At 73.1% G+C, this 25,996-nt stretch carries 17 protein-coding genes, 1 tRNA gene and 1 pseudogene; 10 read left to right on the forward strand and 9 right to left on the reverse strand.

Annotated features, from left to right (window positions below; all coding sequences use genetic code 11):
• Positions 1-65 precede the first annotated feature (65 nt).
• The 5 genes from tmk (at position 66) to ABZ192_RS01645 (ending at position 7,618) form a co-directional block, all read left to right on the forward strand.
• Positions 66-3,368 carry a dTMP kinase gene (gene tmk, locus ABZ192_RS01625; RefSeq protein ID WP_356922518.1) on the forward strand — a complete coding sequence of 1,101 codons (3,303 nt, stop codon included), beginning with the start codon at positions 66-68 and terminating at the stop codon, positions 3,366-3,368.
• A 93-nt stretch (positions 3,369-3,461) separates the two neighbouring features.
• Positions 3,462-4,667, forward strand: a complete 1,206-nt coding sequence (locus ABZ192_RS01630; protein WP_356922519.1) for a DNA polymerase III subunit delta' — start codon at positions 3,462-3,464, stop codon at positions 4,665-4,667.
• 127 nt (positions 4,668-4,794) lie between these two features.
• On the forward strand, positions 4,795-6,429 hold the full coding sequence (locus ABZ192_RS01635) for an alpha/beta hydrolase (RefSeq protein ID WP_356922520.1): 1,635 nt from the start codon (positions 4,795-4,797) through the stop codon (positions 6,427-6,429).
• 107 nt (positions 6,430-6,536) lie between these two features.
• Positions 6,537-6,613, forward strand: a tRNA-Thr gene (locus ABZ192_RS01640).
• 225 nt (positions 6,614-6,838) lie between these two features.
• Positions 6,839-7,618 carry an alpha/beta hydrolase gene (locus ABZ192_RS01645; RefSeq protein WP_356922521.1) on the forward strand — a complete coding sequence of 260 codons (780 nt, stop codon included), beginning with the start codon at positions 6,839-6,841 and terminating at the stop codon, positions 7,616-7,618.
• A gap of 11 nt (positions 7,619-7,629) precedes the next feature.
• On the opposite strand, the gene ABZ192_RS01650 is transcribed toward ABZ192_RS01645, so the two are convergent.
• From ABZ192_RS01650 to ABZ192_RS01670, 5 genes and pseudogenes are all read right to left on the reverse strand, one after another.
• Positions 7,630-7,752 (reverse strand): DUF1330 domain-containing protein, encoded by a 123-nt coding sequence (locus tag ABZ192_RS01650; protein WP_356922522.1) that lies wholly within the window; start codon positions 7,750-7,752, stop codon positions 7,630-7,632.
• A 64-nt stretch (positions 7,753-7,816) separates the two neighbouring features.
• Positions 7,817-8,275: pseudogene (locus tag ABZ192_RS01655) on the reverse strand (AMP-binding protein); the annotation flags it as partial.
• Between the two features lie 73 nt (positions 8,276-8,348).
• Entirely contained in the window at positions 8,349-9,278 is a 930-nt protein-coding gene (locus ABZ192_RS01660) for an aldo/keto reductase (protein WP_356922523.1), read from the reverse strand.
• 99 nt (positions 9,279-9,377) lie between these two features.
• Positions 9,378-10,370 carry a GMC oxidoreductase gene (locus ABZ192_RS01665; RefSeq protein ID WP_356922524.1) on the reverse strand — a complete coding sequence of 331 codons (993 nt, stop codon included), beginning with the start codon at positions 10,368-10,370 and terminating at the stop codon, positions 9,378-9,380.
• 297 nt (positions 10,371-10,667) lie between these two features.
• Entirely contained in the window at positions 10,668-11,864 is a 1,197-nt protein-coding gene (locus tag ABZ192_RS01670) for an aminotransferase class I/II-fold pyridoxal phosphate-dependent enzyme (RefSeq protein WP_356922525.1), read from the reverse strand.
• Positions 11,865-12,093: 229 nt separating this feature from the next.
• Here ABZ192_RS01670 and ABZ192_RS01675 point away from each other — a divergent pair, with 229 nt between their 5' ends.
• Both ABZ192_RS01675 and ABZ192_RS01680 read left to right on the forward strand, forming a co-directional pair.
• On the forward strand, positions 12,094-13,761 hold the full coding sequence (locus ABZ192_RS01675; protein WP_356922526.1) for a helix-turn-helix domain-containing protein: 1,668 nt from the start codon (positions 12,094-12,096) through the stop codon (positions 13,759-13,761).
• 294 nt (positions 13,762-14,055) lie between these two features.
• On the forward strand, positions 14,056-15,519 hold the full coding sequence (locus ABZ192_RS01680; protein WP_356922527.1) for an amino acid permease: 1,464 nt from the start codon (positions 14,056-14,058) through the stop codon (positions 15,517-15,519).
• Between the two features lie 54 nt (positions 15,520-15,573).
• On the opposite strand, the gene ABZ192_RS01685 is transcribed toward ABZ192_RS01680, so the two are convergent.
• The gene (locus ABZ192_RS01685) at positions 15,574-16,455 is read right to left on the reverse strand and encodes an AraC family transcriptional regulator (RefSeq protein WP_356922528.1); all 882 of its coding nucleotides are present in this window, start codon (positions 16,453-16,455) and stop codon (positions 15,574-15,576) included.
• Between the two features lie 207 nt (positions 16,456-16,662).
• Between ABZ192_RS01685 and ABZ192_RS01690 the strand changes: the two genes are divergently transcribed.
• Together ABZ192_RS01690 and ABZ192_RS01695 are read left to right on the forward strand one after the other, a co-directional pair.
• On the forward strand, positions 16,663-17,556 hold the full coding sequence (locus tag ABZ192_RS01690) for a glycosyltransferase (RefSeq protein WP_356922529.1): 894 nt from the start codon (positions 16,663-16,665) through the stop codon (positions 17,554-17,556).
• A gap of 356 nt (positions 17,557-17,912) precedes the next feature.
• Complete coding sequence (locus tag ABZ192_RS01695) at positions 17,913-21,092, forward strand: BTAD domain-containing putative transcriptional regulator (protein ID WP_356922615.1); 3,180 nt, start codon at positions 17,913-17,915, stop codon at positions 21,090-21,092.
• Here the strand turns inward: ABZ192_RS01695 and ABZ192_RS01700 are convergent.
• The 3 genes from ABZ192_RS01700 to ABZ192_RS01710 all read right to left on the reverse strand — a co-directional run bounded on the left by ABZ192_RS01700 (position 21,052) and on the right by ABZ192_RS01710 (position 24,730).
• Entirely contained in the window at positions 21,052-22,740 is a 1,689-nt protein-coding gene (locus ABZ192_RS01700) for a bifunctional 3'-5' exonuclease/DNA polymerase (RefSeq protein WP_356922530.1), read from the reverse strand. The two genes, ABZ192_RS01695 and ABZ192_RS01700, sit on opposite strands and share 41 nt — an antisense overlap.
• Positions 22,741-23,283: 543 nt before the next feature.
• The gene (locus ABZ192_RS01705) at positions 23,284-24,027 is read right to left on the reverse strand and encodes a Clp protease N-terminal domain-containing protein (RefSeq protein WP_356922531.1); all 744 of its coding nucleotides are present in this window, start codon (positions 24,025-24,027) and stop codon (positions 23,284-23,286) included.
• 70 nt (positions 24,028-24,097) lie between these two features.
• A complete protein-coding gene (locus tag ABZ192_RS01710; RefSeq protein ID WP_356922532.1) occupies positions 24,098-24,730 on the reverse strand; it encodes a LysE family translocator in 633 nt (210 codons plus the stop codon).
• A gap of 110 nt (positions 24,731-24,840) precedes the next feature.
• Between ABZ192_RS01710 and ABZ192_RS01715 the strand changes: the two genes are divergently transcribed.
• Positions 24,841-25,989 (forward strand): DUF2786 domain-containing protein, encoded by a 1,149-nt coding sequence (locus tag ABZ192_RS01715; RefSeq protein ID WP_356922533.1) that lies wholly within the window; start codon positions 24,841-24,843, stop codon positions 25,987-25,989.
• The last annotated feature ends 7 nt before the right edge of the window (positions 25,990-25,996 follow it).

Here is a 25,996-nt window from a genome sequence, read left to right on the forward strand (position 1 = left end):
GTCGGGGCGTGCGCATGCCAGGCCGGGCACCCCGGGGTGTCGGTGGCTCCCGATAGGCTGAACGCATGACGCGAGCCGAGCATCCAACGGCCTCTCAGCCGGCCCCTGACGACGCCCTTGTCGCGGACTCCCGCGAGCGTGCCGTCCGCGCCCTGCTGCGCCGTCCGCAGTTGAAGCGGTTGTGGAGCGCGCAGCTCGTGGGGGGCGTGGGCGACACGCTCGCCCTTCTCGTGCTGGTCGTCCTCGCCCTCCAAGCGGCCGTCGCCGAGGGTTCCTTCGGGGGCGGCTACCGCGGCGTGGCGTTCGCAGTGGCGACCGTTTTCGGGGTGCGCATCCTGGCCACGCTCCTGTTCGGTGCCGTGCTCCTCGGCCCGCTCACCGCGCTCACCTCCCAGGACGGCCCGCTGGACCGCCGCTGGACCATGGTGGGCGCGGACGGGCTGCGCGCGGCGCTGCTCATCGTCGCGCCGCTGTGGATCGACTGGACGCCCGATGACGCGCTGGCCGTCCTCCTCGTCACGGCCTTCGTGACCGGGGTGGCCGAGCGGTTCTGGACGGTGTGCCGCGAGAGCGCGGCCCCCGCGCTGCTGCCGCCCCCGCCGCCGGAAGGCGCGACCGTCCGGCCGCTGCCGGACCACATGGACGCCCTGCGCCGCCTGTCGCTGCGCACCGGATTCGTCGCGATCCCGCTCGCGGCCGTCGCGCTCGTCGTCGCCTCCCTGTTCAACAACCTGCTGGGCGCCGGGATCGACTGGTTCGGCCAGCACCAGGCGGCTCTCGCCTCCTACGTGGCGGCGGGGCTGTTCGCCGCCTCCCTGTCCGTGCTGACCTTCCTGGAGCTGCCCGCCACGCGCACCCCGCGCGCGCGGTCGCCGCTCGAGGGGCTGCGCCGCCCGAAGACGACCGCCGGCGCCGACAAGGGACGCACCGGCGTGATACCGCTGCTGGTGCTGGCCTGCGCGGCCGTCGCCGCCGCGGTGTCCGCCGCCGTCGCCGTGGCCGTGCTGCACGCCAAGGACCTGGGCGGCGGCCCGGTGCTCTACGGGCTGTTCGTGGCCGCGCTGACCGGCGGTGTCGTCGTCGGCATCCGTACGGCGCCCGCGCTGCTGCCCGCTCTGTCGCGTCGCCGGCTCCTCGCGCTGGCGATCGCCTTCACCGGTGTCGCGCTGCTGGCCGCCGGGCTCGTCCCGGACGTCACCAGCGTGCTGCTGATCCTCGCGCTGGCCGGCGTCGGCGCGGGCATGTCCGCCAACATCGGGCACACCCTGCTCGACCAGGAGACCGAGGAGTACCGGCGGTCCCGTACGACGGAGCACCTGCACGCGGTCGTCCGCGTCTGCGTCGCGCTCGGCGCGGTGATCGCCCCGGTGGTGGCGGCGGGGATCGGGCCGCACCGGCTGGAGAGCGGCAAGTTCGTCTTCGCGCACGGCGGCGCTGCCTTCACGCTGATGCTGGCCGGCGCCCTGCTGCTGCCGGTGGCCGCGCTGGTACTGGCCAAGGTCGACGACCGTTCCGGAGTCCCGCTGCGCCAGGACCTGCGCGACGCGCTGCTGCGCGGCGACGACCCCGAGCAGGCGCCCGCCGCCTGCGGTTTCTTCATCGCCCTGGAGGGCGGCGACGGGGCCGGGAAGTCGACGCAGGCCGAGGCGCTCGCCGAGTGGATCCGCGGCAAGGGCCACGAGGTCGTGCTGACGCGCGAGCCGGGGGCGACGCCGGTGGGCAAGCGGCTGCGGTCGATCCTGCTGGACGTGTCGAGCGAGGGGCTGTCGCACCGCGCGGAGGCACTGTTGTACGCGGCCGACCGGGCCGAGCACATCGACACCGTCGTACGGCCCGCTCTGGAGCGCGGCGCGGTCGTCATCTCCGACCGGTACATCGACTCGTCCGTGGCCTACCAGGGGGCGGGCCGTGACCTGTCGCCGACCGAGATCGCCCGGATCAACCGCTGGGCCACGAACGGACTGGTGCCGCATCTGACCGTCCTGCTGGACGTCGCGCCGGAGACCGCGCGCGAGCGGTTCACCGAGGCGCCGGACCGGCTGGAGTCGGAGCCGGCCGAGTTCCACGCGCGCGTGCGGGCCGGTTTCCTGACCCTGGCCGCGGCCGACGCCGGACGGTACCTGGTGGTGGACGCCGGCCAGGAGCCCGAGGCGGTCACGACCGTCATCCGGCACCGGCTCGACCAGGTGCTGCCGCTGTCCGAGGCCGAGATCAAGGCCCAGGAGGAGGCTCGGAAGAAGGCCGAGGAGGAGGCCCGCCGGAAGGCCGAGGAAGAGGCGGCCCGCAAGGCGGAGGAAGAGCGCCTGGAGCGCGAGCGCCAGGAGCAGCTCGCCCGGCTGCGCGCCGAGGAGGAGGAGCGCAAGCGGCGCGAGCTGGAGGAGGCGCAGCGCCGCGAGGCCGAACGGCAGGCGGAGGAGGCCCGGCGACGGGCCGAGGAAGCGCGGAAGAAGGCCGAGGAGGAGCGGGCCCGGCTCCTCGCGGAGGAGAAGGCCCGCGCCGAGGAGGAGGCCCGCCGCAAGGCCGAGGAGGAGCGGCGCCGCAAGCAGGCCGAGGAAGAGGCGCGGCTGCGTGCCGAGGCCGAGGCGCTCCGCCTGGAGAAGCAGCGCAAGGCCGAGGAGGCCCTGTTGCGGGCAGAGGAGGCCCGGCGCCTGGCGGAGGCGGCTGCCGCCGCCGCGGAGGCCGGCCCGAAGAGCGCCGCCCCGCGGGGTGCCTCCGGTCCGACGGCCGGTCAGGACGCGGCGACGGTGCCCACGCCCGTGGTGAAGCCGCGGAACACCCCGGGCGGCTCAGCGGACGAGACGACCGTGCTGCGCCGGGTACGCGACGAGGAGCAGGGGCGGGGCCGGACTTCCGGTGGGTCCGACGCCGAGGTGACAGCCGAGCTGCCCAAGCCGCCGGTCCCGCCGGGGGCGGGGGAGGAGACGGAGGTACTGCCTCCGGTCCGCCCCGGTTCGGGTTCCGGGTCCGGATCCGGTTCCGCTTCCGGTTCCGGGGACGAGACCGAGGTGCTGCCCCAGGTGCCCTCCGGTGCGGGCGACGAGACGGCCGTGCTGCCGCCGGTCCGGCCCGGAGACGCCGATGAGACGGCCGTGCTGCCGCCCGTACGCGGGGACGAACCGGCGGACCGTGTTCCGCCCGGGTACTTCCGGGAGGGCGCCCCGGTCGCCCGGCCCGACGGGACCGAGGACCGTACGCGGGAGATGCCCCAGCTCGATGCCGAGGGCCGGCCTCGCCGGCGGTCCGACTGGGCCGAGGAGACGCCGCTGGACGACCTGCCCTCGCTGGCGGACGAGCTGCTCGGACCGCACGACGAGGACGGGCCGGACGAGGGCCGGGGGCGCCGGGGGAAGGGCGGCCGGGGCCGCTGAGGCTCCGGCGGTCTGCCAGGGGGCGTTGTTGTCAGTGGTCACCCCCACAATGGATCTCGCACCGTAGAACGTGATGAAAGGGCGGCGTGACCCATGACCGTGTGGGACGACCTCGTCGGGCAGGAGAGGGTGAGCGCGCAGCTGGACGCCGCCGCCCGGGATGCCGACGCCCTGGTCACCGCGGCCGGGACCGACGTTCCCCCGCCCGAGGCGTCGAAGATGACGCACGCGTGGCTGTTCACGGGCCCGCCCGGGGCCGGGCGGAACCAGGCGGCGCGGGCGTTCGCGGCGGCCCTGCAGTGCGTCAGCCCGGACCGGGCCCTCGGCGGCTCCCCGGGCTGCGGCTTCTGCGACGGATGTCACACGGCGCTGATCGGCACGCACGCCGACGTCACCACCGTTGCCGCCGTCGGCACGCAGATCCTCGCCGACGACATGCGTGACACCGTCCGCAAGTCGTTCACGTCACCCGCCAACGGCCGCTGGCAGGTCATCCTCGTCGAGGACGCCGAGCGGCTGAACGAGAAGTCGGCCAACGCCGTCCTCAAGGCCGTGGAGGAGCCCGCCCCGCGCACGGTCTGGCTGCTGTGCGCCCCCTCCACCGAGGACGTCCTGCCGACCATCCGCTCCCGCTGCCGGCACCTGAACCTGAGCACGCCGTCGGTCGACGCCGTCGCCGACATGCTCGTACGCCGCGAGGGCATCGAGCCCGCCGTCGCCGCCGCGGCGGCCCGCGCGACGCAGGGTCACGTCGACCAGGCCCGCCGCCTGGCCACCGACCCGGCCGCGCGCGAGCGCCGTGCCGCCGTGCTGAGGCTGCCGCTGCGGGTGGAGGACATCGGCGGTGCGCTCAAGGCCGCCCAGGAGCTCGTCGACGCGGCCGCCGAGGACGCCAAGCAGCTCGCGGAGGAGACGGACGGCAAGGAGACCGAGGAGCTGAGGGCCGCCCTCGGCGCGGTCCAGGGGGGCCGCATGCCGCGCGGTACGGCGGGCGTGATGAAGGACCTGGAGGACAAGCAGAAGCGCCGCAGAACGCGCACGCAGCGCGACAGCCTCGACCTCGCCCTGACCGACCTCACGGCCTTCTACCGCGACGTCCTCGCCCTCCAGCTCGGCTCCCGCGTGGCCATCGCCAACGCCGACGCCGAGGAGGCCCTGGAGCGTCTTGCCCGCGGCAGCTCCCCGGAATCCACGCTCCGCCGCATCGAGGCGATCGCCGCCTGCCGCGACGCCCTCGACCGCAACGTGGCCCCGTTGCTCGCGGTGGAGGCCATGACGATGGCGCTCAGAGCGGGCTGAGCCGGCACCGGCAGGGCGCAGCGCGGGTCCTGCCCACGAGACGGACGCGGTGTTGACGCCGTAACTCGTACGAGGCACGACACGCACGCAGGGCATCCATTTCGTCGCTCAGAGTTACGCTCGCTGGATGGACACAAGGCGCACTCCCCGCTCCGCCGACCGCTCCGTCTCCCGTCCCGGCGGCCTGCACCGCCGGACCCGCAGCGGAGCCAGGACCGCGGCAGGCATCCTCGCCACGGCCGCGCTGCTCGTCTCCGCCTGCTCCTCCGGGAGCTCGACGACGTCCGCCTCTGCGGCGGCGGAGGCGGCGGCACTGGTCGCGCTGCCGCGGTCCACCCCCGCGGCGCTCACGTCGTACTACGCCCAGAAGCCGGCCTGGCGCGGCTGCGGCGTCCCCGGCTTCGAGTGCGCCACGATCAAGGCACCGCTCGACTACGCCGAGCCCTCCGCCGGAGACGTCCGGCTCGCCGTCGCCCGCAAGAAGGCCACGGGCCCGGGGAAGCGGCTGGGCTCGCTGCTCGTGAACCCCGGCGGGCCGGGCGGCTCGGCGATCGGCTACGTACAGGCGTACGCCGGCATCGGCTACCCGGCCGAGGTCCGGGCCCGGTACGACATGGTGGCGGTCGACCCGCGCGGCGTGGCCCGCAGCGAGCCCGTCGAGTGCCTGGACGGGCCGGGGATGGACGCGTACACGCAGACGGACACCACACCGGACGACGCCAAGGAGACCGACGGGCTGGTCACGGCGTACCGGACGTTCGCCGAGGGCTGCGGCGCGGACGCGCCCCGGCTGCTGCGCCATGTGTCCACCGTGGAGGCGGCCCGCGACATGGACATCGTGCGGGCGGCGCTCGGCGACGAGAAGCTGAACTACGTCGGAGCCTCCTACGGGACGTTCCTCGGGGCGACGTACGCCGGGCTCTTCCCGGACCGGGCGGGCCGGCTGGTGCTGGACGGCGCGATGGACCCCTCGCTGTCCGCGCGTCGGCTGAACCTCGAACAGACGTCGGGCTTCGAGACGGCGTTCCGGTCGTTCGCGAAGGACTGCGTCCGGCAGACGGACTGCCCGCTGGGCGGCGCGGGCACCTCGCCCGAGCAGGTCGGCGAGAAGCTCAAGGCGTTCTTCGAGAAGCTGGACGCGCGCCCGGCCGCCACCGGCGATCCCGACGGCCGCCGCCTCACCGAGTCGCTCGCCACGACCGGTGTGATCGCGGCCATGTACGACGAGGGCTCCTGGGAGCAGTTGCGCGAGGCGCTGACGTCCGCCATGAAGGAGAACGACGGCTCCGGGCTCCTCGTCCTGTCCGACGGCTACTACGAGCGGGACGCCGACGGCGGCTACAGCAACCTGATGTTCGCCAACGCGGCCGTGAACTGCCTCGACCTGCCGCCCGCCTTCGACACCCCCGAGGAGGTGCGCAGGGCGCTGCCCGCGTTTGAGAAGGCGTCCCCGGTCTTCGGCGAGGGACTGGCGTGGGCCGCCCTGAACTGCGCGTACTGGCCGGTGCACGCCACGGGTGAGCCGCACCGCATCGAGGCGAAGGGCGCCGCCCCGATCGTCGTGGTCGGCACCACCCGCGACCCCGCGACCCCCTACCGCTGGGCGCAGGCCCTGGCCGGCCAGCTCTCCTCGGCCCGCCTGCTCACCTACGACGGTGACGGCCACACGGCGTACGGCCGCGGCAGCTCCTGCATCGACCGCACGATCAACGCCTACCTGCTCCGCGGCACTCCTCCCACGGACGGCAAGCGCTGCTCATAGGCCTGCGCCCGGCCCCGGGGGGCCCGCCTCCGGGGCCGGTACGGAGCACCCTCGGAAACTGTGTAGACTTACCGTCGTTGCTGATCGCACCATAGTGCGGACAGCGCGCCGCCTTAGCTCAGATGGCCAGAGCAACGCACTCGTAATGCGTAGGTCTCGGGTTCGAATCCCGAAGGCGGCTCCAGCTCGGACCAGGCCAGATTTCATCTGGCCTGGTCTTTTGCGTTGCGCTCCCGATGGTCGTCCCGGACGCAACTCGACTTTTCCACAGCGGATTTCAGTCATCTGGTCATCCTGTGCGGCAGATCGTAATTTCAGCGCACCGGACGCCGGGATGCCCTTACCGTGCTGAGGACGAGGGGGCTGTGCTGCCTCCCGCGGGTCCCGACACCGACAGGGAATGGACGTCATGACGAGTGTGACCAAGACGGGCGACCTGCCCCTCTCCGTGCGCGACTACGGGGGCAGCGGCCAGCACGTGCTCCTGCTGCACGGCGGGGGACGGACGGCCGAGGACTGGGACCCCTTCGCCTCCGTGCTGCTGGAGAACGGGCTGCGGCCGGTGGCGATGGACCTCAGGAGTCACGGTGCCTCGGGGTCCGCTCCCTGGTCGTGGAGCGCGGCGGCGGACGATGTGTCGACCGTCGTGGACGCGCTGGGGCTGTCGAAGCCCATCGTCATCGGTCACTCGCTCGGCGGCATGCTCGCGGCGGTCTGGGCCACGGAGCACCCGGAGTGCCGGCTCGCCGTGAACCTGGACGGGCACGGCAACCCCACCCGCCCCGACCAGCTGCTCGGCATGGACGAGGTGTCGGCCGACTGGGCCTTCGCCCATCTGGCCGAGGAGCTGGAGGACATGGCCAAGGGCATGGACGACGAGCTGCGCGAGATCATGCGTCAGATCGACGCCCTCGACCTGTTCGCCACCTACCGCGCAGTCCAGTGCCCCCTCCTCGTGGTCACCGGCGACCTGGGCAGCGAGTACGCGATGCTGTTCAGGGAGCCGGCGGGGCAGGCGTGGAGCGCGGGGTTCGCCTGGCTCAAGGAGCAGCTGGCGCAGCTGGACGCCGAGTCGCCGCTGGTCACCACCGCCTCCATGCCCACCGGCCATGATCCGCACCGTGAGGACCCCGAGGGCCTGGTGCTGCTGATCGCCGAGCACTTCGAGGGCTTCGCCGGTCTGCGGTGACCCGGGACGGCTCAGAGGCCGTCCACGATGACGAGGTCGAGGTCCGCGTGCCCTTCCCGCAGGGCCGCGGCCCGACGGTACTCGGGGGACTCGTACCACTGCCGGGCCTGGGCCATCGAGGGAAACTCGATCACCACGCGGCTCGTCGCCGCGGGCCACCAGGTCGGCCAGGGACCGGTGCGGGGTGCTCGCCTCCGGGTCCCCGTCGAGGACGAGGACGTCGTCCGCGGCCCAGCCCTGCGACGCGCACAGCGGAACGGAGCCGGCGACCAGGGCGGACTCGGTGAACAGCAGCCGGGCTCCGGAGTGCTTGAGCTGCCGGCTCACCTCGGCGTCGGTGGCGGAGGGGCTGAGCAGTGTCACGGTGGCACCGGCCCGCAGGGCGCCGTGCACGGCGGCCGCGTACTGCCAGTTGTTGCGTGAGCGCACGGCGACGACGTCGCCGTGTCGTACCCCGCGGCGCTGCAGGGCGCCCGCGGTGGCGGTCACGGTGTCGGCGAGATGCCGGTAGGTGATCTCGTGTCCGCTGGGTCCGTCCACCAGGGCGGTGCGGTCCGCGCGCGGGCCGAGGTCGCCGAGGACGAAGTCGGTGAGGGGAACGTCGGGTATCTCGGCGTCGGGCCAAGGGCTTCGCAGCGTCATGTACCGGCTCCTCATCGGGGTCCGGCCGAGGGCCGGAGTGCGGGACGGGGCCGGGACGGCGGTGAGCCGCCGTCCCGGCCCGGCTACGTCAGGGCAGCGTGCTGACGAACTCCAGGGTGTCGAGTTCGCGTACGTCCTCGGCGGTCAGCCGGATGTCGGCCGCCTTGATGTTGTCCTCCAGGTGTGCGAGGGAGGACGTGCCCGGGATCGGCAGGATCGCCGGGGAGTGGTGCAGCAGCCAGGCGATGGCCACCTGCTGCACGGTGACGCCGTGGCGCTCGGCCACCGCGTCCACGCTGGGGTGTTCCTGGACCATGGGGTGGCCCTTGGTGAACGTGCCCGCGCCCAGCGGGAAGTAGGGCACGAAGGCGATGCCCTGCCGCTCGCACTCCCGCAGCACGCCGCCGCCGCGCCGGTCCAGCACGTTGAACCGGTTCTCGACCGCGGCGACCGGGGCGATCTGCTGGGCCTGCGCCAGCTGCTCGCTGTCGACGGTGCTCAGTCCGAGGTGCCGGATGAGGCCCTTGTCGCGCAGCTCGGCCAGCGCCTGGAAGGACTCGAGCATCGGGGTGCCGTCCGCCGGGAGCAGGAAGTCCCCGCCGACGCGCAGGTAGACGATGTCGATGTAGTCGCGGCCCAGACCCCTGAGGTTCTCCTCGACCTGCTCGCGCAGCTGGGCGGGGGACGCGGCGGCGGGCCAGGTCATGTCCTCGCCGCGCACGACGCCGACCTTGGTGCCGATGACCAGGTCGTCGCTGTACGGATGCAGAGCCTCGCGGATGAGCTCGTTCGCCACGTGCGGGCCGTAGTAGTCCGCCGTGTCGATGTGGTCGACGCCGAGCTCGACGGCCCTGCGCACCACGGCGATGGCGTTGTCACGGTCGGCCGGCGGTCCCCAGACTCCCTGACCGGGCAGCTGCATGGCGCCGAACCCGATCCGGTTGACACTTAATCCGGATTCGTGCGTCCAGCGGCCCGAACGGGCCGCGTCGGGCGCGGAATTCTCTGCTTCAGCCATTCTGAATCCCAATTCCTCGCGGGGCTCTTGAAGTCGAGCCCGGGCTTCATAGTTTCGGCGAGCATTCTTTCAGAGTGATCGCCGGCTCTTCCGTGGTTTTCATGACTGACGCTGAAGCGTCCGAATCGCGCGCGTCACGGTGCGCGAGGCGCGTGCCGTGACGGTCAGGGCCGGGGTGACGGCCCCGGTCGACCCGGGGATGAGCGAACTGTCGACGACGAAGAGGTTCGGGTGCCCGAGCACCGTCCCGTCGGAGCCGCAGGTGTGGCCGAGAACCGCGCCGCCGAGCGGGTGCGAGGTGTACGCGGCGGTGGTGCTGTACGTGCGTGTGCCGGGGTTGGCGGCGTTGAGCCGGTCGAGCACGCCGCCGAGGACCGTGTCGAGTCCGGCGTCGTCGTTGGGGTAGGTCAGATGGACGGAGTCGCTCGCGGAGTCGTAGGCGAAGGAGCCGTCGGGCTCGGTGATCTGCATGGCGAACGTGCCGGAGACGCCTTCGCCGGGCGCCGGGGAACTGCCGCCGGGGAACTCGGCGAGACTGATGGCCGTGGCCGGATCCCGCCAGTCGGTGGCCACGATGTGGGCGGGTCCGCCGGTGCTGGGCGGGCCGGGCATGCCCACCCGGATGGCGAGCCGGTCCGCGTTGTCACCCCAGAACCGGCCGATGCCGTCGGGCAGGTCGGGCAGGCTGCCCCGGCCCTTGGCCCGCACCAGCAGTTTCGAGGTGCCCATCGAGCCGGCCGCCAGGAAGACGTACTGACCCGGCGAGACCGTGCTGATCAGCACGGTTCGCGGCCGCACCTCGCGCAGCAGGCCGATCCAGCGGGCGCGGGCCGTGTCGTCCCAGACCCGGGGGTCGAACACCGTCTGGTCGGTGTTCGGCAGCTCGCCGTAGGGCCGGAAGCCGTCGCCGCCGGCCGACAGCCGGTACTCCTTGCCGGGGAAGCGGGTCCACTCGGGGGCGAGGTCGGTGTAGTGCGACGCCTTCTCCAGCGGGCCGGCGTCCGCCACCGCCCGGTGGACGGCGACGCTCAGCGCCGCGTAGAGGCACATCGGGTCGCCGGGGTAGGTGATCTCTCCCTCCGACTGGGTCATCACGGGCGCCAGGGCCGAGAGAACCGGGAAATAGCGGGTCTCTTCGCCGGATCTCTCGAGCCGCTCTCCCAGTTCCTTTCTCCGGGCTTGTCTGCGCTCGCGGAACAGTGTCAGATCCGAGGCATTTCCCGGCTCATGTATTCGGGTTTCCCCGTTCCTGCCATACACCTGCTCGACAGCGTGCGTGACCACCAGTCCTCCGGATTCCGAGCCATCACTCCTGGGTGCCGGTGCCCCAGCGTCCAGGAAAAGACGACCCGGAAACGCGAGCTGTCCATAAGCTGACAATGAACCTGACTACGTGTTCCGGTGACCGCGCACAGCCGAGTCCATGCGCTCCAGAATCTCCTCGAGAATCCGCGGGGAGGTACCGAAGTTGAGGCGTACGAACCCCTCGCCCTCGGGTCCGAAGGACGGCCCGGAGAAGAGCAGCACCCCGGCCTCGTCGCGGAAGAACCGCATCGGGTCGTCCCCCAGGCCGAGCGCCCGGCAGTCCAGCCAGGCCAGGAAGGTGGCTTCCGGGGTGTGGCACCGCACGCCGCGCGGAAGGCTCTCCAGGAGCCGGCCGCGGTTGTGTGCCAGCACCTGGAGGACCTGGTCGAGCCAGTCGTCGCCCGCCGTCCACGCCGCCTTCAGTGCCTCCACCGCGAGCACGCTCACCTGGCCGTAGAGCAACCCCTGTTGGGCGTCGACGGCGTCCCGCACCGCCCGCGGCCCGATGTGCGCCACGGCGCAGCGCACGCCCGCGAGGTTGAACGCCTTGCTGCCCGAGGTGAGGGTGATGGTGCGGGCGGCCACGTCGGGGCCGAGCGAGGCGAAGGGAATGTGCCGGTGCGGTGCGTGGACCAGGTCGGCGTGCACCTCGTCGGAGACGACGAGCAGATCCCGTTCGAGGGCGAACGCGGCGAGCTCCTCCAGCTCGGCCCGGCGCAGCACCCGTCCCGTGGGGTTGTGCGGGTTGACGAGGAAGAGCACCCGGGTGCGGCCCTCGGCGTCGGCCGCCTCCTTCATCGGCGCGAGCGGGAACTCCCAGCCGTGCTCCGACTCGTGGACCGGCACGGTCAGCGGCCGTCTGCCGACGCGGGCGATGACGTCGACGAAGGGCGGGCAGGCCGGGGTGTGCAGCAGCACTCCGTCACCGGGGTCCGTGGCCGACCTCAGCATGGCCAGCAGGGCCTGGTTGACGTCGGTGAACAGGCGTACGTGCGTCGGGTCGGGTGCATGGCCGTGACGGCGCAGCATCCGGTCGGCGAAGGCCTCGCCCAGGGGCCCGCCCCGGCTCTCGTCGAACCACACGGGGTATCCGAGGTCGCCCCGCGTGCGCCGCAGCACGGCCTCCCGGATCACGTCCGCCACGGGAAAGTCCATGTCCGCGACCCAGGAGGCGAGCATGCCCTGCCTCGCGACGGCCCATTTCTCCCCGTCGCGGCGCCGCAGGTCGGCGGCGTCGGGAAAAGCGGTGAGGGGCAGTGCAGCACCCCGCCTCGTGTCCATGACCATCGTGCCGCCCCTTCGCGTCGAGTTCGTGGAGCCCCGGCCTCGGGGGCCGACCGCAGGGCATGGCACCACACGCCCGCCGGGCGCCGGCGACCTTGGCCGGAACATGCCGACTTGGTGGCGGCACCACCGGCCGGCCTGCCGGAGCCGGAGACATCGGTCCGGGCCCGTGGTCCCTGCGGATAGCATCGAAGCTCCGGCATGGCTCCCAGCAGAGGCGACGATCATGGATCCGGCCGCAATGTCCCCCGCCGCAGCCGGCATCGGCCTGCGTCAGTTGCTGATGGTGCTGGGTGACTCGTTGGTGGAGGTGCAGGCCGCTCCCGCCGGGCTGGACGTCGAGATCCGCGGGGTCTCGCTGCTCGATCCCGAGGATCCGCCGACCGCGCAGCCGGGCGAGCTGGTCCTGGTGATCGGAGCGCGTGGCCGGGCCGCTTTTCCCGCGCTGCGGGCCGCCGGGCGGGACGGAGCCGCCGCTGTCGTGGTCAAGCTGGACGGGCCCGGTCAGGCCGCTGCGCTCAGCGAGACCGCCGCCGAGGCAGGGGTCGCCCTGCTCTCGCTGCGCAGCGAAGCACGCTGGGAGCAGGTGAACGCGCTGGCCCGGGCCGCCCTCGACGACGCACCGCCGGGGGAGCCCGGCATGGGGGCCGAGGAGGGCGACCTGTTCTCACTCGCCCAGACCACCGCCATCCTCACCAGCGGCATCGTCAGCATCGAGGACGCCGCGAACCGGGTGCTGGCCTACTCCCGCACCACCGACTCCGACGAGGCGGACGACCTGCGCCGGCGCTCCATCCTCGGCTGGCAGGGGCCGGAAGGCTATCTGGCGAAGCTGCGCGAGTGGGGCGTGTTCCAGCACCTGCACTCCAGCGACGAGGTGATCGGCATCGACAGCCACCCCGAGCTGGGCATCCGCCGCCGGCTCGCGGTGGCCATCCGGTCCGGGGACCGGCAGCTGGGCACCATCTGGGTGCAGGAGGGCTCGATCCCGCTGTCCGAACGCTCGCGCCAGGCACTGCTGGGTGCCGCCCGGGTCGCGGCCCTCCATCTCGTACGCCGTCGCCGGGAACTCTCGGACGACGTGACGCTCACCCGGACCCTGCTGGCCGGGCTCCTGGACGGCAGCACCGGACCGCAGCCGCTGGCCACGCACCTGGGCTTCGACGCCACCCGCCCGGCCGCCGTGCTGGGTTTCTCCTACGGAACCAAGGATGCATACGGGAACACGGAGGCCTACGAGGCCCCCGGGGGCGTCGCCGCACCGGAACTGACCCACTCCGAGGTCACCAACCTGGTCTCCGTGCACATCGCCGCCCGGCACCGCAGCGCCCTGGTCACCCAGGTCGATCCCCGCATCTACGTGCTGCTGCCCCAGCTGCCCCGCGGCGTCGACACGGACACGCTGCGCGGCTGGACCCAGGAGATCACCGACGCCGCGCGCCGCCACCTGGGCCTGCCGCTGCGCGGCTCGGTCGGGTGCCTGGTGCCGGGGCTCGGGGACGTCCCCGAGTCCCGCCGGGAGGCCGACCGCATCCTCGACGCCATGGTGAGCGCCGGTGTGAGCGTCGCGGTCGCCGCGCTGCCGGACATCCAGGCGGAGGTGCTGGTCAGCGAGATACTCACGCTGCTCGCCGCCCGCCCCGAGATACGGGATCCCCGGCTGACCGCCCTGCTCTCGCACGACAGCCGGCACCAGGGCCGGCTCGCCGAGACGCTCCTGACGTACCTGAACTCCTTCGGTGACATCCGGGCGGCGGCCGCACAGCTCCATGTGCACCCCAACACGCTGCGGTACCGCCTGCGCCGGGCCGAGCAGCTGACCGGCCTCGACCTCAGCCGTCCCGACCAGCGACTGCTGGCCATGCTCCAGCTGCGGTTGCCGCCCACCGGCTGAACCGGTTCCGCATTGGCCGGTCGTACAGCCATCGAGGTCGAGTTTGTTCAGCCTTCACAAACATTTGGCCCCATGAGCCCCCATACGCTTGCGCAAATCCATTTCCGCAAGTGATGCGGCCCACCTCCCACGAGGAGACGGAGCGAAACGCGGACGTGCGGTGACGACCCCATCACCGGCACGACATCCGGATTCCGCGAACCGCACCGTGAACGCTTCCGGGAATCGTCGGTGCCCCGACCGTCCCTCCTGACGCACAGCACGGCACTCCCAACGACCCCATGGATGTCGAACATGACTACACGTCCCCCCGGCTCACTGGCCCCTGACACCGCTCCATCCACCAGTGGTCAGCCCCCGGAGCAGCAGGCAGGTCTGCAGGCTGGTCTCAAGAACCGCCATCTGTCCATGATCGCCATCGGCGGGGTGATCGGGGCGGGTCTCTTCGTGGGCTCCGCCTCCGGCATCACCGCCGCCGGGCCCGGGATCCTCGTGTCCTACGCACTGGTCGGCGCCCTCGTCGTCTTCGTGATGCGGATGCTCGGCGAGATGGCCGCGGCCAACCCGACCTCCGGGTCCTTCTCGGCCTACGCGGACCGGGCGCTCGGCCGCTGGGCCGGGTTCTCGATCGGCTGGCTGTACTGGTTCTTCTGGGTCGTCGTCCTCGCCGTGGAGGCGACCGCGGGCGCCGTCATCCTGGAAGGGTGGGTGCCGGCCGTACCGCAGTGGGCCTGGGCCCTGATCGTGATGACGGTCCTCACCGCCACGAACCTGGCCTCGGTCGGCTCCTTCGGCGAGTTCGAGTTCTGGTTCGCCGGCATCAAGGTCGTCGCCATCACGGGCTTCATCGTCCTCGGCGGGCTGGCCATCTTCGGTGTGCTGCCCGGCTCCGACCACGCCTCCACGGGATTCGGGAACCTCACCGAGCACGGCGGCTTCCTGCCGAACGGGCCGGGGGCGATCCTCACCGGCATCCTGCTGGTCGTCTTCTCCTTCATGGGCAGCGAGATCGTCACCCTCGCCGCCGGTGAGTCCTCGGACGCGCGGCGGGCGGTGGCCAAGGCGACCAGGAGCGTGATCTGGCGGGTCGGTGTCTTCTACGTCGGCTCGATCCTCGTCGTGGTCGCCCTGCTGCCGTGGAACGACCCCGCGATCGAGAAGAAGGGCTCGTACGTCGCGGCCCTCGACTCGATCGGCATCCCGCACGCCGGCGAGATCATGAACTTCATCGTGCTGACCGCCGTGCTGTCCTGCCTCAACTCCGGCCTCTACACCGCCTCCAGGATGGCCTTCTCCCTCGGGCAGCGCGGCGACGCCCCGCGGTCCTTCGCGCGGACGAACCCGCGAGGTGTCCCGCAGGCCGCGATCCTGGCCTCCGTGGTCTTCGGCTTCGTGGCGGTCGCCTTCAACTACCTGTGGCCGGACACGGTCTTCCAGTTCCTGCTGAACTCCTCGGGCGCCGTCGCGCTCTTCGTGTGGCTGGTCATCTGCTTCTCGCAGCTGCGGATGCGGGGGATCATCCTGCGCGAGAGCCCGGAGAAGCTCGTCGTCCGGATGTGGCTGTTCCCCTATCTGACCTGGGCGACGATCGCGATGATCACGTTCGTCCTGCTCTACATGCTCACCGACGACAAGGAGGGCGGCGGCCGCAGCCAGGTGCTGCTCTCGGTGCTCGTCGCCGCGCTGGTGATCACGATCTCGCTGGTCCGCGAGCGGGCTCGCCGGAAGGACACCGCCGAGCCGGTCGCGCCGCGGTAGTCCCGGCTCCGCTGGAACCCCGGGCCGGATCGACTCCGGCCCGGGGTTCGGCGTTCAGCGGCTGGACTCCCGTTCCACCGGCAGCCACAGCTCGGCGTCCGCCGTCGTCCCGTCCGCCGAGAGGACGGTCCGCAGGATCTCGGGGCCGGGGCGGCTGCGGTACGGGTTGGACGGGAACCACTCCGTGAACACGTCCCGCCACAGTTCCTGGATGGCCCGCGGCGCCGGGCCGGTCGTGGTGAAGACCGCCCAGGTGCCGGACGGGACGGGCAGGGTGGTGACGCCCGAGGGGGCGGCGGCCGGGGCGGAGGCCGTGGTGATCACCGCCTGGTAGTAGTCGAGTTCGGTGCCCTCGGCGCGGCTCGGATCCAGGTCGTCGCAGACCGCGACGATGCCGTGCGGCTCCTGGTCCGACAGCTTTCCGAGCTGCTCCAGGGCCTGTTGGTCGAGCCCCCGGACGAAGTCGATGATCGCCTGGTTCGGGCCCGAGTGCACGAGCGGTACGCGGGTCTTGAAGCCCGCGACGGTGAAGGCCGGGCGGTCCACTACTCGGTAGTGCATGCTGCTGCTCCCTTCGACGGTGAGGCGGAAGGTCAGCCGGGGCTGGGAGACGAGCGCGGCGCCGGTGCGCCGGGCCTCGCCCGGACCCACGCCGTGCATCGAGCGGAACGCCCGTGCGAACGCCTCGCCCGAGCCGTAGCCGTAGCGCACCGCGATCTCCAGCAGCGTCTCGTCGCCCGCGAGCACCTCCGCGCCCGCGACCGTCAACCGCCGGCGGCGGATGTACTCCGACAGGGGCATCCCTGCCAGCGCGGAGAACATCCGGCGCAGGTGGTACTCCGTCGTGGTCGCGATCCGCGCCAGTCCGGCGCCGTCCACCGACCCGTCGAGGTGGCGCTCGATGTGCTCCATCGCCTGGTTGAGCCGCTCCAGCACGCCCGGTTCCTTCCTCTTTCGTGATCACCACGCTAGGCAGCGCGCACCCTGCCGCACCCGACATTCTGTGCCCGATCCGGTCGGGTGCCGCCTGACCCGGACGGCGTGGGCGCACCGCCGTCCGGCAGGCGTACTTAAAGGGTCTTTACCGTGAACGGCTAGCATCGCCCGTCAACCGTCAGTTGCCGACCGGGACGAGGTGAGGACATGGGGGCGCCCAGGATCGCCGTCGCCGTGGTGACGATGGGCAACCGGCCCGAGGAGGTCGACGCGCTGCTGCGGTCCGTGGCCAAGCAGGACGTGCCGCCCGAGCGGATCGTGATCGTCGGCAACGGCTGCCCGCTGCCCGAGTTCGCCCGGCGGCTGTCACTGCCCGGCGAGGTCACCCCGATCGAGCTCGACGAGAACCTCGGCTGTCCCGGCGGGCGGAACGCGGCCCTCGCGCGGCTGCGGGAGTTCGGCGACATCGACGTCGTCGTGGAGCTCGACGACGACGGGCTGCTCGTCGACGCCGATGTGCTGCGCCGCGTGCGGGAGCTGTACGCCGCCGACGACCGGCTCGGCATCGTCGGCTTCCGCATCGCCGACGAACTGGGGGAGACGCAGCAGCGGCACGTGCCCAGGATCGGCAACTCCGACCCCCTGCGGGGCGGTTACGTCACCGGGTTCCTCGGCGGCGGGCACGCGCTGCGGACGGCCATGCTCGACGAGATCGGCGACTGGCCCGCCGAGTTCTTCTTCGCGCACGAGGAGACCGACCTGGCCTGGCGCGCGGCCGACGCGGGATGGCGCATCCTGTACGCGCCCGAACTACTGCTCCAGCACCCGAAGACCTCGCCCGCCCGGCACGCCATCTACTACCGCGTGAACGCCCGCAACCGGGTCTGGCTGGCCCGCCGCCGGCTGCCGCTCGCGCTCGTCCCCGTCCACCTGGGCGTCTGGGTGCTGCTCACCCTCGTGCGCAACCGGTCGCGTGCGGGGCTGCGCGCATGGTTCGGCGGGTTCGTGGAAGGTGTACGGGAGCCGGCGGGTGAGCGGCGGCCCATGCGCTGGCGGACGGTGTGGCGGCTCACGCGGCTGGGGCGTCCGCCGGTCGTCTGACGCCGAAAGGCGCCCGGCGGGAAGCTTGGTGGGGCCCCGGCCGTTCACCTCCGCCGACCGGGACCCGGACCCGGCCGCGGCGGCGACACTCCCCCGAGTTGCGCGTCCAGACGCGCGCGCCGCCGGGCCAGATCCGACGTAGTGATCACATCAGGGTTTGCCAACCGATCGCTAACATGTGGCCAACGGTTCGCCGTTGCGTCGTCTGCCGATTGGCGCGAAGTCGCCGAACCGGGGCGGATGACGGCCTGTGCGGGGGCGTTCCGGCGGAGAACGTGAGGACGAAGGTGGCGGAAAACCGCTGCCCCGGGGGTGGAAACCCGTCAAGGGCGGTGGCGCGGGGAGACGGGGGCGTGATGGAGGCATCTGCCTGTTCGGGCAGCGAGGAGGGTTCCGGCGGACGGCGCGGGCTGCGCTTCGGCCTGCTCGGACCACCGGTGCTGTACCACGACGCCGACGGGGGCGGCCGGAGTGAAGTACGCGACGTCGCGAGCCCCAAGTCCCGTGTGCTGCTGGCCGCGTTGCTGCTCGACGCCGGACGGGCCGTCTCCGTCGAGTCGCTCAAGGACGCGCTGTGGGGCGGGGTGCCGCCCGTTTCGGCCCAGGCCTCGCTGCACAACCACGTAGCCCGGCTGCGGCGGTTGCTCGACGATCCCGAGCGGCTGCGGACCGTGCCGTCCGGGTACGTGCTGCGGGTCGACGAGGGGGAGCTGGACGTCCACGTCTTCGAGTCCCGTGTCGCCGCGGCGCGGGCCGCGCACGCCGGGCAGGAGTGGGAGCGCGTCGTGCGTGAGTGCGGCGCCGCGCTCGCACTGTGGCGGGGCGCGCCGCTCGCCGGGCTGCCGTCCGAGGTGGGCGGGTACGCCTTCGCACGGCGGTTGCGCGAGGCCCGGCTGCTGCTTCTGGAGTGGCGCTACGACGCCGAGTTGGCGCTGGGCGGCCCCCGTGTGGACGGGCTGGTGCCGGAGCTGGCGGCGTTGACCGCCGAGCATCCGCTGCGGGAGGTGTTCCACCGCCAGCTCATGCTCGCCCTGCACCGGACCGGCCGCCAGGCCGAGGCCCTGGCCGTGCACCGGGATCTGCGCACTCGGCTGGTCGACCAGCTCGGCATCGAGCCCGGGCCGGGGGTGCGGGAGGCGCACGTGGAGGTGCTGCAGGTCGCCGCGCCGCCCTCGTCCGATCAGCCGCGGCCCGCCCAACTCCCCCCGCCGCCAGCGCATTTCACGGGCCGTGCCGCAGAACGCGACGCCCTGCGCCACACCCTGACGACACCGGGAGCGTCCGCTTCGACCGCCCCAGCTGCCCCCTTCTCCGCCGCCGTCCCCGCCACCGCCGTCATCAGCGGCATGCCCGGCGTCGGCAAGAGCGCACTCGCGCTGTACGTCGCACACGAGTTGGCGGAACGTTTCCCCGATGGGCAGCTCTACCTCGACCTGCACGGCGCGACCCCCGGCATGGCCCCGCTCACCCCAGGTCAGGCGCTCACCGCCCTGCTGCGTGACCTAGGGGCCGAGCCCTGCCGCATCCCCGAACACCCCGACGCGGCATCCGCGCTGCTGCGCTCGCTGCTCGCGCCGACCCGCACGCTCCTGGTGCTGGACGACGCCGCGAGCGCCGCGCAGATCCGGCCGCTGCTGCCGGGCGGCGCCGGGTGCGCGGTGATCGTCACCAGCCGCTCCCCGCTCACCGCCCTCGACGGCGTCGCCCGCTTCCCGCTCGGCCCGCTGTCGGACGAGGAGAGCGCGGCGCTCCTGGTCGCGGCCTCGGGCCGGGCCGGACTGGACGGCTCGGACGCCGCCCGCCGCCTCGTCGACCTCACCGGCCGCCTCCCCCTGGCCCTGCGCGTCGTCGCCGCGCGGCTCGCCGCCCGGCAGGCTCTCACCCCGGACGTCCTCGCCGGGCAACTGGCCGGGACGCGAGGGCGGCTGCGCCACCTCGAGTACGACGACCTGAGCGTGCGCCGCTCCCTGGCCGTCGCCCATGACGCGCTCGCCGCTTCCGAGCGCGAGGCCGACCGGGACGCGGCCCTCACCCTCCGCCGTATCGGGGCGCTCGATCTGCCCACGTACGGCGCACCCCTGCTCGCCCGCCTCACCGGCACGGGCGAACGCCGCACCGAGGCCGCCCTGGACCGCCTCGTCGACGTGGCCCTGCTCCAGGAACCGGCGTACGGCCGCTACGCACCGCACGACCTCGTCCGCCACTTCGCCCGCGAGCTGGCGGGGGAGCTGGTGGGGGAGCGAGGTGGGACGGATATCGGCGGTTCCGGTGGTGCCCGTGAAGGCGGCGGCGTACGGAACGCGAACGACACCGGCGCAGACCAGACCGGCGCCGACAACACCGGCGCCGACGACACCGGCGCCGACGACACCGGTGCCTGTGAAACCGCCCTCCGCTGGTACGCCGCCGTCGCCGAGCGGGTGCTCGTCGCGATCGTCGAGCCCGGCCCCGATCAGGACGACCGCCGTCGCCCCACCGCGGCCCAGCCACCCGGGCACGCGGCGCACGTCGACACCGTCGCCCCCTTCGGCACCCCCGAGGAGGCCTTCGCCTGGGGCGACAGCGAGCTGGCGAACATCGTCACCCTGGTCGAGCGGTACGCGGACGACCCGTGCCCGCGGCGCGCGGGGCTCGTCTCCACGCTCGTGCGGCTGATCCTTCCCTACGCGCACCGCAGGGGACGCCTCGCCGAGATGGAGGTGCTCGGCCGGGCCGGCCTGCGCGTGGCGCGGCGGCTCGGGGACGAGGCGGCGCAGGCGTACGCGCTGGTCGACCTCGCCGGACTGCACTTCCTGACCGGCCGGCAGGGCGACGCCCTCGACCTCAACGACCGCGCGCTGGCCATCTGGCAGCGGCTCGACGACCCGTCCTGGATCCGCCGCTGCCTCAACAACCGCGGCCTGCTGCTCGACGGGCTCGGCCGGCCCGCCGAGGCGTGCGAGGCGCTGACCCGGAGCGTGGAGTACGCACGGCAGCTGAACGACCCGTACGGCGAGGCCGTCACCCACAGCCACCTCGGCAACCTCTACGAGCACACCGACCCGCGGGCCGCCATCGAGCAGCACCGGCGTTCGCTCGCCATCGGGGACGAGATCGGTGCCGTCATCGTGCGGCACACCGCGCACTGCAACATCGGGTACGCCCATCTGCGGCTCGGTGAACCGGCCGCCGCCGTCGGGCACTTCGAGGAGAGCCTGCGCATCCTGGGCGGGCACGGCGACTGGCACGGCGAGTCCCAGACCCGGCTCGGCCTGGTCCGCGCGCTGCGGCTGCTGGGCCGCACGGGGCGGGCCGCCCGCGAGTGCGCCGAGCTGCTGGACCGGGCCGACGCGCGCGCCGACCGCTACACCGGAGGCCTCGCCCGCCACCAGCACGGGCTGCTGCTACGGGAACAGGGGCGGGCCGCGGCGGCACGCGAGGAGTGGGGCGCGGCCCTCGCGGCGCTGGAGGGGACCGACGCGCACGCGGTGGTCAGGGAACTCCGCGAGCTGCTGGCTATTTGGCGTCCGCGTAGCACTCCACCACCGCCGTCGTGAACGGGAACCGCACCGGCGTCTCCCCGAAGGTCAGCCGGCCGGCCAGGGCCGCCGCCTCGCGGATCGCGGCGACGACCGTCTCCGTCTCCTCCTCGGGGCAGTGCACGATCACCTCGTCGTGCTGGAAGAAGACCAGCTCGGCCGCCAGGTCCGCGCAGGATCTGCGCAGCGCGGCGAGCAGCAGCAGGGCCCAGTCGGCCGCGCTGCCCTGGACGACGAAGTTACGGGCGAAGCGGCCGCGGGCGCGGGCGTTGGTGGAGGCGTACCCGGGCACCCACGGTCCGCTGTCGGGCTGCTCCGCGTCGGGGGCCGGGATGCCGGCCTCCTCCGCCGCGTCGTCCGTCCCCCGGGCCGCCGGTGGGCAGGTCCGGCCGAGCCACGTCCGCACGAGCCGGCCCTCCTCGCCGGCGCGGGCCGCCTCGTCGACGTATGCCACTGCCCGGGGGAAGCGGCGTCTGAGCGCGGCGAGGTTCTTCAGGCCGTCGCCGGAGGTCTGGCCGTAGACCGCGCCGAGCACGGCGAGTTTGGCCTGGGCGCGGTCACCGGAGAAGGCGCGGTCGGACACGGACTGGTAGAGGTCGCTCTCCCGCCCGGCCACCTCCATCAGCCCGGGGTCGCGGGAGATCGCCGCCAGCACGCGCGGTTCCATCTGGTCGGCGTCGGCGACGACGAGCCGCCAGCCGGGGTCGGCGACCACGGCCCGCCGGATCACCTTGGGGATCTGCAGGCCGCCCCCGCCGTTGGTCACCCAGCGCCCGGTCACCGTCCCGCCCGCGAGGAACTCGGGCCGGAACCGCCCGTCGCGCACCCAGTCCTGGAGCCAGGACCAGCCGTGGGCGACCCAGATGCGGTACAGCTTCTTGTACTCCAGCAGGGGTTTCACGGCCGGGTGGTCGACGGACTCGATCTCCCAGCGGCGGGTGGAGGCGACCTTGACCCCGGCCTGCGCGAAGGCCTTGACCACGTCGGCGGGCAGATCGGGCCGCACCCGGCGGCCGAACGCCGCGGACACCTCGTCGGCCAGCTCGGCCAGGCGGCGCGGCTCGCCACCGCCCGCGTACCGCTCGCCCAGCAGGTCGTGCAGCACCGCGCGATGCACTTCGGCGCGCCAGGGCAGCCCGGCGCGGTTCATCTCGGCGGCCACCAGCATGCCGGCCGACTCGGCGGCCGTCAGCAGGCGCATCCGCTCGGGGTGCTCGGCCTGCGCATGCCGCTTCTGCTGCTCGGCGTAGACCGCGAGGAGGTCCGCCAGGGGCAGGTGGACGCCCTGGGGTTCGAACAGGGAGGACTGGGAGCCCGGTTCGGCGGAGCGCTGCGGCGGATCGGGCGGTACGGGGCCGCCGCGCAGCCGGGCCAGGGCGGCCGCGGCCGAGCGTGGTTCCCCGTACCGCCCCTCGTGGCCGAGGAGGAGCGTCTCGGCGGCCTCGATGTCGTAGCACCGCTCGACTCGCACCCCCGTGGCGAGCAGGCGCGGGTAGACCTCGGCGGTGGACCGCCACACCCACCGCGCGACGCCGGGACGGCTCCGTACGGCCTCGGCGGCATCGGCCTCCCGCTGCACCGGCCCGACGGGCAGCCCGTCCGGACCGAGGGGGGCGACGTCCACGCCACCGCCCTCGCCCACAGCAAGCGCCCACCGATCGGCCATGCTGCGAGTGTGCCAGGAGGGTCTGACACCGCCCCCTGGCCGCGCCCCGGCACGGCACCCGCCCCGGGCCCGGCCGCGGTGACCGCCCCGGCCGCGAAGGCCGGCCGCGGTCGCTGCCTCGGTCCCGCTCCGGGTCGCGTTGGTCGACTCAGTCCGGGTTGCGTCACGTTCCCCGTCTCGGTGCCGGTGCCGGTGCCGGTGCCGGTCCCGGGCGCGGGCGCCGTCCCGGCCACGGAGGCCGGTCGCGGTCTCGGTCGCGGTCCCGGTCATGGTGGCCGCCCCGGCCATGGTCGCCGTCCCGGTCATGGTGGCCGTCGCGGTTCGGTCGCCGTCCCGGTCATGGTGGCCGCTCCGGATATGGTTGCCGTCCCGGTCATGGTGGCCGTCACGGTCTCGGTCGCCGCCCCGGCCATGGTGGCTGTCACGGTCCCGGTCATGGCGCTGCCGCCGGGCACGGTGGCCGCCTGGTCCTCGCCCCGGCAGGGGGTGCCGTCCCAGCCGCGATGGCCGTCCTGCCCCGGTCCTGGTCACCGCTCGGCGGGCTCAGGAACCGTCCGTCGCGTCCTTCTGGGCCTGCACGATCTTCTCCAGCACCTCGGCCACGTACCGCTCGGTCCGCTCCTTGTCGATGCCCAGGCCGCTGAGGACGCCCTCGCCGTTCTCGTGTTCCAGCAGGGCGAGCAGGATGTGCTCCGTGCCGATGTAGTTGTGGCCGAGGCGCAGGGCCTCGCGGAAGGTGAGCTCCAGGACCTTCTTGGCGGCCTGGCCGTACGGCACGAGCTCCGGGGCCTCCTCGACGGCCGGCGGCAGTGCGGCGGTCGCCGCCTCGCGGACCGCGTCGAGGGACACGCCCTGCTCGACGAGCGCCTTCGCGGCGAGTCCGTCGGGCTCCGCCAGCAGACCGAGGACGAGGTGCTCGGGCACGCCCTCGGCGTTGCGCGCGGACTTGGCCGCGTTGTGCGCGGCCATCACCGTGTTGCGGGCCCTGGGCGTGTAGCGGTTGAAGCCCTGGCTCGGGTCGAGGTCGGCCGACTCCTTCGGCACGAACCGCTTCTGCGCGGCCTGCCGCGTGACTCCCATGCTCTTGCCGATGTCCGTCCAGGAGGCGCCCGAACGCCGGGCCTGGTCCACGAAGTGGCCGATCAGGTGGTCGGCCACCTCACCGAGGTGATCGGCGGCGAGCACCGCGTCCTGGAGCTGTTCGAGGGGTTCATGGTGAACCGTCTTGATCGCCGCGATCAGATCGTCGAGGCGCACCGATGACGTGATGGTGGGGTTCGTCGTCATGTGTCAACCGTAGGTTGCGCCCCGGCGGGTGTCAACCGCGAGTTGACACTCCGCCGTCAGGCGCCGCCGTCTACTTCGGAGAAGTCGCCACCAACCGCACCGCCAGCCCCGTGAACACCGTCCCGGAGACGATGTTCAGCCAGCGGTTCACGCGCGCACTGCGCTTCAGCAGAGCCGCCAGCCGCCCCGCGAGCAGGCCGACGCTGCCGTCCCACAGGAAGCCCATCACGACGATCGTGATCCCGAGCAGCATCAACTGCCCCTGGACATGGCCGAGCGACGGGTCCACGAACTGGGGCAGGAACGCCACGTTGAAGAGGATCACCTTGGGGTTGAGCAGGTTGGTGATCGCGCCCTGCCAGAACGCCCGCCGCATGCCCGGACCCGTGCTGCCGGTCCCCTCCTCGCCCGGCACCGAACGGTCGCGGAACGCCTTCACCGCCAGGTAGAGCAGATAGGCCGCGCCCGCCCAGCGCAACACGTGGTACAGCGTCGGCAGCGCCGTGAACAGGGCCGACAGGCCGAGCGCCGCCGCGACCGCGTGCACGAGCATCGCGCACGCCACCCCGAACGCCGCCATCACCCCGGCGGTGGGCCCGCCCCGGCCGCCCATCGCCACGATGAACATCATGTCCGGGCCGGGGGTGATGCAGAGCGCGAAGGCGGCGACGAGGAACGCCGCGTACAGAGACATGTCCACCATGAGAGCCATGCTCGAAGCCCCGCCGCGCACGGACGACCCAATTCCGCGGAGTGAGACGTACGAGGTCGCGCATGCCGGACCGCCCGTGACGGCGTGGCACCATCGGCCCCGTGAGTACGCCCACCACCGTCGACCGCGCGTTCGAAGCCGCCCTGTACGACACCAGCGAGACGGCCCTCGACACCGGCGCGTCCCTGCTCGCGTCCGACCCGGCGGCGGACGCCGAACTCGCCCGGCGCGGTACGGAGTTCGTGGCGGCGGCCTGGCGGCGCGGCTGGCAGCCGGCCGACGTCGTACGCATCGTGCGGCGCGAACTGGACGACGTACACGTCCACCTGGTGGCGGAACTGATCCGCGCACAGGCGCGGCACGACCGCCCGCAAGGCCGCTCGCACGACCGTCCGCAAGACCGCCCGCGCGGCCGCCGCTGGAACGCGCAGCTCGCGGAGCTCCCCGCCGACGCCCCGCCCCGCACCGACCGCTTCTCGCACGCCACCGCCGTACTGGAGCTGTACCGCCTGCTGCTGCGCCTGCCCGCCCTGGAGTCCCTCGACGGATCCCACGACGACTCGTCCGGTGAGCCGAGGACCGAGTCCCGGATGCTCGGCCGTATCCGCGCCCTGCTCGCCAAGGCCGAGGCCACCGGGTTCCCGGAGGAGGCGGAGGCGCTCAGCGCCAAGGCGCAGGAGCTGATGGCCCGGCACAGTGTCGACGAGGCGCTGCTCGCGGCCCGGTCCCCCTCGCCCGAGACGCCCGGGGCCTGCCGGATCGGTGTCGAACCGCCCTACGAGCAGGCCAAGGCGGTGCTGCTGGACGCCGTCGCCGCCGCCAACCACTGCCGTGCGGTGTGGAACGAGCCCCTCGGCTTCTCCACCGTGGTCGGCTTCGAAACCGACCTGGAAGCGGTCGAACTCCTCTACACCTCACTCCTCGTGCAGGCCACGACCGCGATGACGAAGGCGGAGGCGGCCCAGCGGGCGGGTGGCCGCAAACGCACCAAGACGTTCCGGCAGTCCTTCCTCGCGGCCTACGCCCACCGCATCGGCACCCGCCTGGCGGCTGCCGCCGAGACCCAGGTGACTCAGGACCTGCTCCCGGTTCTCGCCTCCCGCGACGTGGCGGTCACCGGCCGGCTGGACCGGATGTTCCCGGAGACGACCACGACCCGCCTGCGCGGCGTGCGCGACGCGGCGGGCTGGGCGGAGGGCGCCCAGGCGGCGGACCGCGCCCAGGTGGACCACCGCCCGCCGCTGCGCTGACCTGCCG

This window comes from Streptomyces sp. NPDC006235 (assembly GCF_040613735.1).
In the GTDB taxonomy this organism is placed as follows: domain Bacteria; phylum Actinomycetota; class Actinomycetes; order Streptomycetales; family Streptomycetaceae; genus Streptomyces.

Bases quoted from the DNA above. Each gene is read 5' to 3' on its own strand.
- tmk (WP_356922518.1), top strand. From the start codon at position 66: ATGACGCGAGCCGAGCATCCAACGGCCTCTCAGCCGGCCCCTGACGAC.
- ABZ192_RS01630 (WP_356922519.1), top strand. From the start codon at position 3,462: ATGACCGTGTGGGACGACCTCGTCGGGCAGGAGAGGGTGAGCGCGCAG.
- ABZ192_RS01635 (WP_356922520.1), top strand. From the start codon at position 4,795: ATGGACACAAGGCGCACTCCCCGCTCCGCCGACCGCTCCGTCTCCCGT.
- ABZ192_RS01645 (WP_356922521.1), top strand. From the start codon at position 6,839: ATGACGAGTGTGACCAAGACGGGCGACCTGCCCCTCTCCGTGCGCGAC.
- ABZ192_RS01660 (WP_356922523.1), bottom strand. From the start codon at position 9,278: ATGGCTGAAGCAGAGAATTCCGCGCCCGACGCGGCCCGTTCGGGCCGC.
- ABZ192_RS01665 (WP_356922524.1), bottom strand. From the start codon at position 10,370: ATGACCCAGTCGGAGGGAGAGATCACCTACCCCGGCGACCCGATGTGC.
- ABZ192_RS01670 (WP_356922525.1), bottom strand. From the start codon at position 11,864: ATGGACACGAGGCGGGGTGCTGCACTGCCCCTCACCGCTTTTCCCGAC.
- ABZ192_RS01675 (WP_356922526.1), top strand. From the start codon at position 12,094: ATGGATCCGGCCGCAATGTCCCCCGCCGCAGCCGGCATCGGCCTGCGT.
- ABZ192_RS01680 (WP_356922527.1), top strand. From the start codon at position 14,056: ATGACTACACGTCCCCCCGGCTCACTGGCCCCTGACACCGCTCCATCC.
- ABZ192_RS01690 (WP_356922529.1), top strand. From the start codon at position 16,663: ATGGGGGCGCCCAGGATCGCCGTCGCCGTGGTGACGATGGGCAACCGG.
- ABZ192_RS01695 (WP_356922615.1), top strand. From the start codon at position 17,913: ATGGAGGCATCTGCCTGTTCGGGCAGCGAGGAGGGTTCCGGCGGACGG.
- ABZ192_RS01700 (WP_356922530.1), bottom strand. From the start codon at position 22,740: ATGGCCGATCGGTGGGCGCTTGCTGTGGGCGAGGGCGGTGGCGTGGAC.
- ABZ192_RS01705 (WP_356922531.1), bottom strand. From the start codon at position 24,027: ATGACGACGAACCCCACCATCACGTCATCGGTGCGCCTCGACGATCTG.
- ABZ192_RS01710 (WP_356922532.1), bottom strand. From the start codon at position 24,730: ATGGTGGACATGTCTCTGTACGCGGCGTTCCTCGTCGCCGCCTTCGCG.